This window comes from Bifidobacterium miconis (genome assembly GCF_019331735.1).
In the GTDB taxonomy this organism is placed as follows: domain Bacteria; phylum Actinomycetota; class Actinomycetes; order Actinomycetales; family Bifidobacteriaceae; genus Bifidobacterium; species Bifidobacterium miconis.
This window is the reverse complement of record NZ_JAHBBH010000014.1, coordinates 63103-75143: the sequence shown is the minus strand read 5'-3', so window position 1 is coordinate 75143 and position 12041 is coordinate 63103. Positions and strand designations below refer to the sequence as shown.

Annotated in this window: 9 protein-coding genes; 7 read left to right on the top strand and 2 right to left on the bottom strand. The window is 64.5% G+C overall.

What is annotated here, in order from left to right:
- The 7 genes from KIH79_RS06480 to KIH79_RS06450 form a co-directional block, all read left to right on the top strand.
- Window positions 1-3499, top strand: a 3499-nt coding sequence (locus KIH79_RS06480) for an ATP-binding protein (RefSeq protein ID WP_219058666.1), incomplete at its 5' end; no start/stop codon positions are given.
- Between the two features lie 80 nt (window positions 3500-3579).
- Complete coding sequence (locus KIH79_RS06475) at window positions 3580-4755, top strand: DUF3322 and DUF2220 domain-containing protein (protein WP_219058665.1); 1176 nt, start codon at window positions 3580-3582, stop codon at window positions 4753-4755.
- Between the two features lie 155 nt (window positions 4756-4910).
- Window positions 4911-6311 (top strand): MATE family efflux transporter, encoded by a 1401-nt coding sequence (locus KIH79_RS06470; protein WP_219058664.1) that lies wholly within the window; start codon window positions 4911-4913, stop codon window positions 6309-6311.
- A 78-nt stretch (window positions 6312-6389) separates the two neighbouring features.
- The gene (locus tag KIH79_RS06465) at window positions 6390-6755 is read left to right on the top strand and encodes a phage holin family protein (RefSeq protein ID WP_219058663.1); all 366 of its coding nucleotides are present in this window, start codon (window positions 6390-6392) and stop codon (window positions 6753-6755) included.
- A 34-nt stretch (window positions 6756-6789) separates the two neighbouring features.
- Window positions 6790-7275: an aminoacyl-tRNA deacylase gene (locus KIH79_RS06460; RefSeq protein WP_219058662.1), complete on the top strand. Its 486-nt coding sequence runs from the start codon at window positions 6790-6792 to the stop codon at window positions 7273-7275.
- A 220-nt stretch (window positions 7276-7495) separates the two neighbouring features.
- Window positions 7496-8923 (top strand): MFS transporter, encoded by a 1428-nt coding sequence (locus KIH79_RS06455; protein WP_219058661.1) that lies wholly within the window; start codon window positions 7496-7498, stop codon window positions 8921-8923.
- Entirely contained in the window at window positions 8920-10062 is a 1143-nt protein-coding gene (locus KIH79_RS06450) for a Gfo/Idh/MocA family protein (RefSeq protein WP_219058660.1), read from the top strand. The genes KIH79_RS06455 and KIH79_RS06450 overlap by 4 nt, the downstream gene beginning before the upstream one ends.
- A 55-nt stretch (window positions 10063-10117) precedes the next feature.
- On the opposite strand, the gene KIH79_RS06445 is transcribed toward KIH79_RS06450, so the two are convergent.
- Window positions 10118-10534 (bottom strand): peptide deformylase, encoded by a 417-nt coding sequence (locus KIH79_RS06445; RefSeq protein WP_219058659.1) that lies wholly within the window; start codon window positions 10532-10534, stop codon window positions 10118-10120.
- Between the two features lie 68 nt (window positions 10535-10602).
- A complete protein-coding gene (locus KIH79_RS06440; RefSeq protein WP_420829364.1) occupies window positions 10603-12039 on the bottom strand; it encodes an amino acid permease in 1437 nt (478 codons plus the stop codon).
- Between the last annotated feature and the right edge of the window lie 2 nt (window positions 12040-12041).

Genomic DNA, 12041 nt, shown 5'->3' with positions numbered 1-12041 from the left:
CCGGCTCGTCAACTGGGGCTCATACGAGGGCTACCACGAGTTCCGTCCGTCGATGGACAAAAACCTGCCGGTGACGCTGCTCGCAGGCGCCAGCGAATCCGGCAAGTCGACGCTCGTGGACGCGCAGATCTCGCTCCTGTACCCGACCGGCACGCCGTTCAACAAGGCGTCGAACTCCGGGCGCTCCGAACGCAACGACTACACGTATCTGCTCGGCATGACCGGCACGGGAGACGACGACCGGCCCAACTACCTGCGCGGACACGACGAGACCGGCGCGCCTCAGGCCGTGTGGGGCGCGATCGTCGACACGTACCGCAACCTGACCGACGGGCGGACGCTGTCGTGCGGTAAATTCCTGTACCTGCTGCCGGGAGACGAAAGGAACGCCGTCCGCCGCCAATACGTGGTATGGGACAAGCCGATCGACCCGCGTCTCATGGACCAGTATCGGGACGCGCCGTTCACGCCCACCCAGCTGAAAGCCGCTTACCCGCAATGCCTCACGTTCCCCAGCGCGGAGGCGTTCCACGAACACATCTGGCCCATCATGGGCCTGAGCGCCGAAGCCTGCCGCCTGCTCGCCAAAATCCAGTCCGCCGACGCGCCGTCACGGCTCGACGACATTTTCAAGCAAGGCGTGCTCGGAGTGCCGGAAGCGCTCGATCTGGCTCGCGCCACCGTCGACGACTACGACCGATACGCGGAAAACTTCCGCAGCATGGAAGACAAAGCCAAACGCATGGACAGGCTGCGCGCCATTCGCGACGGATACGCGCAATACGACACGGCGCGCCGGGAAGCGAACCGGTTCCGAACGGTCGACCCGAACACGGACACCGGCGCGCTCACGATACGGCGGTGGACGGCCGCCCGCATGGCCGCCATGGTCGCCGCACAGCTGCCGGCCGACGAAGCCGAACGCGACGCCAGACAGGCCGACGCCAACGCGGCCGAACGCCACACCGGCGAACTTAACGCGCGCATCGACGCGATCCGCAGCCAAATCAACGGATTGGACGGCGGCAACCTCGCACGCCTCGAATACGAGCTCACCACGGCGCAACACGCGTTGGAAACCGCAACGGCCACCCGCGAACGCATCGCACGCGGCTGCGAAGCCATCGGCAAAACCATGCCCGCCGACGGCACGGCATGGGAACGGGCGCGCATCGACGCGGTCTCCTTCAAACGCGAATACGAGCGGCGCAACGACGAACTCGAAGCCGCACGCGACGCGGCATCCGGCGCGCGAGCCGACGCCAACGCCACGCTGCACGCCCTCGAACGCGACTACCAGCGGCAAAGCGCGCAGCGCACGCGCATCACGCAGAACATGGACGACGCACGCGCCATGCTGTGCCACGCCACCGGACTCACCCCCGAGGAACTGCCGTACGTCGCCGAACTCATGGACGTGCGGGACGAGGACGAATCATGGCGACTCGCCATGAACGTCGTCTACGGGCCCATCGCCCAAACCATCCTCGTCGACAAACGCCACGAACAGGGATTCGCCGCCAAAGTCAGCACCATCGACCCGAACGCCATGATCCGACGCACATGGCAGTTCGTCGACACGACACGACAGCCGGACAACGGCAACGCGCTCGCGGCCGCGCTGGCCGGAGTCGCCGACCGCCTCGCCGATGCCGACGCCGGCGACGACGGTACTGATGACGACTGGATGTCCGACAAACTGCGATTCCGCGAAGACTCCCCGTTCACGGAATGGCTGCGCGAACAAACCCGATCCGAACGTCTCGACGCGCGATGCGTCGCCACCATCGACGACACGGACCGCGTCACACGTCAGGTCCAGGCCGACGGACAGGTCAAATCCGGCAAACGCGGCCAGCACGGCACCAAGGACCGCCCGCAGATCATCGGCTTCGTCAACGAACAATATCTGGAACAGCTGCGACAACGCGTCATCGACGCCCGCACCGTGGCCGACGAGGCCGAACGCGCATACGCGGACGCCAAAGCCGCCTCCGAACGACTCCGCCACGAAAACGCGCTCGCCGACCAGATCGTCTACACGGAATGGGAAAACGTGGACGTGACGGGCGCCGAACAACGCATCCATGATATCGAAACCACCATCCGATCAATCCGCGACAATCCGAAACTCGCCGAACTCACCGACATGAAAGACGCGCTCGGCGACGAACTCAGACACGCGATGCGTCGCCAATCCGAAGCGCAACAGGCCGCGGACCACGCATCCGCAGCCGTCGACGCGGCCCGCGCATGGCTTGCCGATCACCGCGACGCCGCGAACGCGGCGACATCCGGCGGCCGGCAACAGTTCGCGCCATTGGACGACGACGTCGCCGCAACGCTCCAAACCGCCTACGACCAACGATTCGACAGCCTCCCCGACGACGCCATGCGCGCTCACATGATCATCGGCGCCGGCAACCCCGCCGGATCAGCCGGCAAACCGTTCGACGAACGGGTCATCGACGGCATCGGCAAGGACACGGCCGCAACCATCGCCAGACTGAACAACACGGCTGAATCCAAACGCACCGCCGTCGAACTCCTCATGGCCGACTACGCCGAACGGTACGCGTCCGACGACGACGCGCTCGCCGCCAGCGTGAACGACTACCGGTACTATCTCGAGGAGCTCAACGGCCTGTCGCAGCTGGTCGCCACCACCGCGACCGCAGGCGAATACCATCGCTGCCTCAACCATCTGCTCATGAGCCTGCTCACGCTCAAACGCGCCCTCGACACGGACGCGGGCGACATCCGCGACCAGCTCGACCGCATCAACGCGATGCTGCAAGGCCAGCAGTTCGGCCCGCGCCACGGCAGCCTGTCCCTGCACGCGGACGTGCGCCGGTCCGACCGGGACTTCTCGTCGAAACTGCAGCACGCCATCGGCACGCTCAACGACTGGAAAACGTCGCAGGGACAGGTCGACGCGATCGACTCGAAACGCACGTTTGCCGCATGCGCGACGATCATCGAACTCCTGCGCGCCGATCTGGCGAAAGTCAGGGACGTCAACGGCGTGCGCGACTACGGCGCGCGCAACCTCGACCCGCGATGCCGTTCGGCGTTCTACGCGCTCGTGCACCACGACGACGGGCAGGACGAGCGCATCACGTCGACCGGAGGACGCTCCGGCGGCGCGCTGCAGGAACTCACGTCGTTCGTGTACGGCGCGGCGCTCATCTACATGCTCGGCGGCGGCATGGAACGCCGGCTCAAACCGAGCTACACCACGCTGTTCCTCGACGAGGCGCTCATCAAGGCCGACGGCCGATACACGCGGCGTGCGCTCACCGTGCTGCCGAGGCTCGGCTTTCAGGTGATCGTCTCCGCTCCCGAAAGCAAGACGGGGGAGATCATCGAAGTGTCCACCAAGGCCTACGTGACGGCCAAGGATCCCGACAGCGGGCGCACGTCGCTGCGCGAAGCCACATGGAGCGGATACGAGACGGCACCCAGCGCCGACGGGTCGGGTGCAGACAAGCCCGAATAAGCCCGGATTAAGCGACGCCGGCGAATAATCGGCTATGGCCTCGCCCCCCCCCCCATAGCCAAACACCGAAGGAGACGACCATGACCGCAATGAAAACCGTGCCGCAGATCGTCGGCATCGTGGAACGCAGACTCACCACCCGCATGTACCGGATCGACCCGGGATTCCCGCTCGCCGTGCCCATCGGCCTGCCCGGCCGCGCGGATCTGGAAGCCAACGGCATCGCCGTGCACGACAACAACAACGAGATCCGCGCATGGGCGGGCCGGTACGGATGCCCGACCGAAACCGTCGTACGCAGAATGGGCACGCCGGTCGAACTGACCGACCGCGTCACCATTCCCGACGAACGGACCGCGCTGCGCATCGCCGGAACCGCGCTCGCCGACCGATATCGCACCGTTCGGAAACGGTACGGCATGGTGCGCAAATCGTTCCTGCTCGACGGGGAGACGGCCATGCGGGTCGTCAGACTCGTGCAGGACGAAACGGACGTGGATTTCGCGCTGCTGCTGCAGGTGGCCGAATACTGCTTGGCGCATGATGTAACCGGTTTGCGCCCGCGCGCGGTGCCGCTTGCCGGGTTCAGCGCGAAATGGCTGGACCGCAAGAAGACGAAGCGTCGCAGGGCGTTGGAGCTGCTGTGCGGCAAACCGTCGCTCGGATTGGACGAGCGGCCCCGGGAGCTGCGGTTCCGTCATCTTGATCCGGCTCGTGCGTTGCTGCCGGACGCGGTGGCCGTCCGGCCGTGGAACGACGGCGTGGCGTTGGGCATCCGGCATGTGGCGATCGTGGAGAACAAGGACACGTACCAGCTGATGCCGCCGATCCGGGGCGGATTGTGCGTGTTCGGCTCCGGCAAGGCCGCGGCCGACGGCCTGACGCTGCTGCCTTGGCTGTTCGACGAGCGCGCCGCGAACGTTCACGTGGTGTACTGGGGTGATATGGATGCGGCCGGCTTCGAGATACTGTCTGCCGTCCGACAGCGGGGGATCGACTGCGACTCCCTGTTCATGAGCCGTGCGGCGTACGACCGGTACGGCATGTTCGGCACGAACGAGGACCCCGACGGCAAGCCGCTCGCACGCCAGCAGCCGAAATCGCTGCCCGGGCTGCGCGACGAAGAACGGGAACTGTACGAGGCGCTGTGCACGGGGGAGGGCGTGCCGTACCTGCGGCTTGAGCAGGAGCGCATTCCGATCCCCGATGCGGCGGCTGCGTTGCATGACATGGGGATTCCCGTGGTAACGGATTGAGAACGACGGTCAGTCCGCGGCCTAGCCATCCGTGCCTTTGCTCATGTTGATGTCGGCGTGTCGTTTGTCCGCACTGTGGCGACTATGATGCCCGTGACATTGCGCCGGAACAATGCACGGCGAACTCCGGGAAAGAGAAGGGACGACACACACGCATGGATAGCGAACTGTTCGAAAAGGCGCCGGTGCCTAAGGCGTATTTCTCACTGGCGATGCCGGTGGTGCTCGGCATGCTGGTCACGCTCGTCTACAACATGGTCGACACGTATTTCATCGCGCACACCGGCGACACGAGCATGGTCGCCGGAGTCTCCCTGACCGCGCCCGTGTTCACGGTGATGATCGCGCTCGGCGACATCTTCGGCCTCGGCGGCAGCTCGGTCATCTCCCGCCTGTTCGGCCAGCATCGCTATGCGGACGGCAAACGGCTGAGCGTGTTCTGCTTCTACGCGGCCATCGCCACCGGCATCCTCATCCTCGGCCTCGGCCTCGTCTTCCGCGACCCGATGCTCACGCTGCTCGGCGCGACCGACGACACGTGGCGTCATGCGTCGGACTTCTACACGCTCATCATCGTCGGCTCGCCGTTCATCATCGTGTCCATGACGCCGATCAACCTGCTGCGCACCGAAGGCCACGCCATGCAGTCCATGATCGGTTCGATGGCCGGCACGCTTGTCAACATCGTGCTCAACCCGCTGTTCATCCACGTGTTCGGCTGGGGCGCGGCGGGATCGGCCGGCGCGACCGTGATCGCGAACGTCTGCACCGACCTGTACTTCGTCTGGTTCCTGCTGCGCCGCAGCCCGAACCTGTCGATCGACCCGCGGCTCATCCTCGACCGCGTCGCGCGCAGGCTACGCGTCACGGCACGCGAAATCCGCGGCATCTTCGCCATCGGCATTCCCGCGGCCATCACCAACCTCACGCAAAGCGTCGGCATCGTCATGATCAACCTGTTCCTGCTGCCCTACGGCACGGACGCGGTCGCCGCCATGGGCATCGCGCTCAAAATCATCATGATCGCCGTACTGTTCTTCGTCGGTTTCGCGTTCGGCGCGCAGCCGCTCATCGGCTACAACTACGGTGCGCGCAACATGACGCGCCTGCGCGCGATCATGCGCTTCTCCTACACGTTCCTGTGCCTGTTCGCGCTCGCCATGACCGTCGCGCTCAGCCTCGCCGACCGCATGCTCATGCGCTTCTTCATCAGCGACGAGGCGATCGTCGCGCTCGGCGCGGGCATGCTGCGCGTCCAGCTGCTCAGCCTTGTGTGCGTGGCCGTAGTGATGGTGACGACCTGCACGTTCCAGTCGGCCGGCAAGGCGCTCGGCGCGTTCATCCTGTCGATCAGCCGTCAGGGCGTGATCCTAGCCGCCACGCTGTTCGCCGGATCGCGCATCGCCGGCTATTCCGGCGTGATCGCCGCGCAGGCGCTCGCCGACCTGCTCACCGCCGTGCTGGCGGTCGTGCTGTTCGCCGTGATGCTGCCCGAGCTGCGCGCTCGCCGCAGCGGCAAGACGGAACCTCACGACATGACGGAACGGTCGGCGTGACGCCGAAGCGCACGATTCCGTCATGTCATTGCGTCACGTCACAGTCCGATGACATTTCAACTGGAATAATCGATTGGTATGAGTCATTTTGTTTCGCGCTGGCTGGTATTGACGATCGCGGCGGGCGTCATGGTCGCCCTGTTGCCCGGCATGGAGGCGGTCGGCGAACCGCCGATTCTCGGCATCGCCGCGTTCTCGCTGTTTCTCGCGCTGATCAACGCGTCGATCAAACCGGTCGTGCACCTGCTCGCGCTGCCGATCTCGATTTTGAGCTTTGGCCTGTTCGCGCTGATTCTCAACTGGCTGTTCATGGAACTCGCCTCGTGGCTGGCGCTCACCCTGTTCGACGTGGGCGTGGTCATCCACGACTTCTGGTGGTCGGTGCTCGGCTCGATCATCATGGCGATCGTCTCCGGGCTGGTCGGCGGCGTCATCGGTGAATAGCCGGCGAATGCCAAAGCAACCGGAGACACAGACGATGAACGACAAATATGAACGGATCGTACGGTTCGCGTCCGAACATGCGGATCGCGCGCGAATCATCGAACATGAGACGACGATCGTGGATCTCGCGTCCGCGGCGACCGTGTTCGACGTCGACCGTGCCGCGGCGACGTATGTCGTGGAGGCAAAGGAAGGCGTGTTCGCGGTGATCGCGCTCGCGTCCGGACATCTCAAATGGCGTGCGCTTGGCCGCGCGCTGGGATTGCGTCAGCTGCACCTTGCGTCGCCAGCCACGGTGAAGGAACGCACCGGCTACGACGTCGGCACGGTCGGTCCGCTGTTCCTCGGCATCCCCGCATACATGGACCGCCGGCTGCTTGCGCACGACAAAGTCTACTGCGGCACCGAGGACGCGCATCACACGCTCGCCATCGACCCGCAGCTCATCGTCGAGCAGAACGACATCGCCGGCTGGTTTGACGGCGACGAGTTCGTGCAGTCCGTGCAAGCGGCTGTGTGAGGCGATTTTCGCGGTTGTCGGATGGCCGCGCATCTTATCGTTGACGGGGTGTGGAGGCTTTGTTCGCAATATGACGAGCCCTGCGAATCCTATGAAGACTCCGTCGTATCCGGGCCGAATCATGGCTTCGCGTGAACGGTGGTGTGTGCTACAATTACTTCAGCGTTGTAGTTACGTGGTCGGCACGACCGCGCGGCACGATGCGAAGGAGAGCGGAACCATGACGCGAAGAAAACGAAAACCCAAGCCGGACATCACACCATTCACCCGCCGGGAGGCGCTGGCCTACGGATTCGGCGACATCGGCGGCGGATTCAGCTTCACGCTGTCCACCAGCTACCTGCTGCTGTACTGCACCAACGTGCTGGGCGTCGACGCGGCGATCATCGGCATGATCCTCTTCATGACCAAACTGTGCGGCGCATTCGTGGACCTGGCGCTCGGTCGGTATCTCGACTCGTTGCCGCTGACGCGAACCGGCCGCTACCTGCACTGGCTGTCCGCGATCAGCTACCCGCTGTCCGCGTCGATCGCATTGCTGTACTGCCCGCTGGCCGGACTGCTGCCCGTCAACGGTCGCATCGCATGGGTGGTCGTCGCCTATGTGCTCATGAACCTGTGCTTCGCCGTCCAACAGATCTCATACGGCTCCCTCGCCTCCGTCGTATCCGAGCGGCCATCGGACCGGGAAGCCGTATCCGCGGCGCGCGGCGCCGGCTCGGCCGTCGGCACGATACTCGGCAGCTGCACGATCCCGCTGGCGGTATACGTCACGGTCGACGGCGTACGCCAGATCTCCAGCCTGCGGTTCTGGCTGGTCGCCATCCTGTGCGCCGCGCTGATCTGGATCTGCGCCCAGGTCGTCGTGCATACGATGCATGAACGCATCCGTTCCGAACGCTCCCGCCGCGAACGCGTCCCGTTCCCGCGCATGCTGCTCGGACTGGTGTCCAGCCGGTCCATGATCGGCATCGTGCTCGCCACATTCGCGGTGATGCTGACCGGCGTGATCTTCTCCTCGGTCAACACGTACGTCTTCGCCGACTATTTCCGCAATCCCGGCGCGCTCGCCGTGGCGCAGACGGTTCCGGCGATCCTGTCGCTCGCCGTCGCGCCGGTCGCGCCACGCATCGCCGCGCGATTCGGCAAACGCGAGTCGAACGCCGCAATGCTGCTGGCAACCGCCGCGATCTACGTGGTCATGTATCTGATGCACATTCGCGACGCGTGGACGTTCGTCGTCATGCTGGTGTTGGCCAGCGTCGGTTCGGGCTACTTCGGACTGATGACCTGGTCGTACATCACCGACGTCGTCGACGATCGGCAGGTCGCGACCGGCAGCCGCGAAGACGCGACCGTATACTCGGCCTACCAGTTCGCGCGCGGCATCGGATCGTCGCTCGCCGGCGGACTCGGCGGCGTCGTGGTGACGCTGTGCGGATACGTGCCCAGCGTCGCCGGCCATGCGGTGACGCAATCCGACGACGTGCTCGAACGACTGTATGCGGTCGACACGCTCGTTCCTGCAGCCGGATACGCGCTGGTCGCGCTGACGCTGCTTGCCGTCTACCCATTGTCGAAACGCCGGTTGCAGGACAATCAGCGCATACTCGCCGAACGAAACCATCGCGAAAGGAACGCGACATGAGCAAGATAACGCCCGTCCATGCGGGAATCATCGGATGCGGAGCCATCAGCGACGCCTACCTGAACAATCTGACCGGACGGTTCGCGTCCGTCCGCGCCGTCGCCTGCGCCGATCGGCATGGGGAACGCGCCCGAGACAAAGCCGAACGATATGGCTTGCGCGCCATGGCATACCAGTCCATGTTGGACGATCCCGATATCGCCATGATCGTCAATCTCACGCCGCCGGCCGCGCACTACGACGTGACGCGTGCGGCGCTGGAACACGGCAAGCACGTCTTCAGCGAGAAAATGATCGCCGTCGATCTCGAACAGGGACGCGAACTCATGCGTTTGGCGGATGCGCATGGCGTGCGATTGGGCGTGGCGCCGGACACGTTCCTGTGCGGCGGCATACAGACATCCCGATACATCGTCGACCATGGCCTGATCGGCGACGTGACCTCCGCAAACGTCGCGGTGAACCGGAATCTTGCCATCTACGGCGACATCATGCCGTTCCTGGAACAGCCGGGCGGCGGCATGCCATTCGACTACGGGTGCTACCACATGACCGCATTGGCATACCTGCTGGGGCCGGCCGTACGCGTATCGGCATTCTCCCGCGTCCACGCGCCATCGCGCATGCGCATGCGCACGGATCGGAACACGTTCGGCGAAACGGTGACGCTGACGGAAAGCGACATTGTCACCGCAACCGTTGAATACGCGTCCGGAACGCTGGCAACCATACAGTTCAACGGCGCATCCAATGTGGACGAGCATCCCATCATGGACGTGTACGGCACGCACGGCATCCTGCGCATGGGAGACCCCAACGCGGCGGGCGCGCCGGTGCGACTGCGCAAACCGCTGCAGGAGGAGATCGCCTTTCCGTTCACGCACGGATTCCTCAACGAGTCGCGCGGCGTGGGAGCCGCGGAGATGGCGTGGGCGATCGCCCGGCATCGTCCGCATCGTGCCGGCAAGGAGATGGCCTTCCACGTGTTCGAGCTGATCCACGGCATGATCATCAGCGCACGCACGGAAGAGCCGTATCGTTTGTCATCCACGTTCGTGCGACCGACCGCGCTGCCGGAGGGATATCTCCCCAACGGCGCATGGGGGCCAACCGAAGAGAGCGCACTGGCGGCGGAATGACGGGTAGCGGTGTCGGGCGATGGTGACGGACGTGTGACTGTTTCGGACAGCACGTTCAGATCAGGACGCCGTCGCAGTGATCGATCTCATGCTGGATGATCTGCGCGGTGAACCCGGTGAACGATGCGGTGACCTCGCGGAACCGGCGCGTCTGATACGTGACGGTGATCCGTTCGTAGCGGATCGTCTTGCGCATGCCGGTCAGCGACAGACAACCCTCCTCGGTTTCGTATGCGCCGGAATGCTCGACGATCCGCGGATTGAACATGACCATATTCCGCCCGGTCGCCTCATCAGAGAACACGATGATCCGTCTGTCCACGCCGATCATGTTCGCCGCCATGCCCACGCACGAATCCGCGTGCGCGGCGAGCGTGTCCGCCAGATCGACGGCCACGTCCAGATCGGCTTCGGTCGCCGGCTCGGACGGTTGGCTCAGGAATCGTTCGTTGGTCATGATCTCCCGTTGCACGGTTGTTCCTCCCTCTTGAATGTGATGCTCGGCAGGCAAGCCGTCATGGTACCAGAGCGCAACTTCCTTTATCGGTCGTTGCCTTGCCTGCGGCGCCGCTCCAACGCGTAATAGCAGGCATAACAGCAGATGACGAACGGAATCATGCAGTAGAGCGTCGAACGCTGAGTATCGTCCAGCACCACGAGTACCAGCGCACCGAGGCACATCACGATGGCGAGCCATGGGAGCAGCGGATATCCGGGCGCGCGATAACCAAGTTCGTCGACCGTATGCCCGTCCCGGACCCATTCGCGGCGGAAACGGATATGGCACAGGCACACCGAAAACCACACCACCAGCGTGGCCAGTCCGGACACGGCCACCAGCACCAGGTACACGGTGGATGCGGCGATCACGGAGGACAGGAGCGCAAGCAGGGAGCCGGCCATGCTGAACAGCACGGCCCACACGGGCACGCCGCGGAAATTCGTCTTGGCGAAACGCGCCGGAATCAGCCGCTCCTTCGCCAGCGACCAGACCATGCGCGAGCACACGTACAGACCGGAGTTCGCGGCCGAAAGCACGGCGGTCAGCACCACGAAGTTCATCACGTCTCCGGCGAACGGCATGCCGATCGACTGGAACACCAGCACGAACGGACTGGTTTCCACACCGGCCTTATGCCAGGGGATCAGCGAGGCCATCACCGCGATCGAACCGATGAAGAAGATCGCCAGACGAAGCACCGTGGTGTGCACGGCTTTCGGAATCGCGCTGGACGGATCCTTCGTCTCACCCGCGGCCACACCCACCACTTCGGTGCCGGAGAAGGCGAACACCACGGTGAGCAGCGTGGAGAACACCGGTGCGAAACCGTTCGGGAACCAGCCGTCCGCCGTGAAATTGCCGAACAGCGGCGCGTAATCGTAACCGGCGATGGGGATCGCGCCGAAGACCGCCAGCAGACCGATGACGATGAACGCCATGATCGCCAGCACTTTGATCGACGCAAACCAGAACTCCGCCTCGCCGTACAACCGCACCGACATGATGTTGAGCGCGAACACGACCGCGATGAACACGGCCGACCATACCCATGCGGGCGAATGCGGGAACCAGCGTTGCATGAGCAGACCGGCCGCGGTGAATTCGCTGGCGAGCGCCACCGCCCAGTTCAGCCAGTACAGGATGGCGATGGTGAACGCGGTGCCGGGGCCGATGAACCGTTTGGCATACAAGTGGAAGCTGCCCGCATAGGGCATGGCCACGGACAGTTCACCGAGCGAGACCATCACGCAGTAAACCAAGAGCGAGCCGACCGCGTATGCGAGGATCGCGCCGAGCGGGCCCGCCTGGTGGATGGTGTAGCCGGAGCTGACGAACAGGCCCGTGCCGATCACGCCGCCCAATGAGATCATCGTCAGGTGTCGTGATTCCATTTTCCGTTCGAGCCCGGTTTTATCGTCGTGTGTTCCGGTGGCCGTATTGGGTGTAGTGGCCGTGTCTGTGCCGGCATCCGCCATGT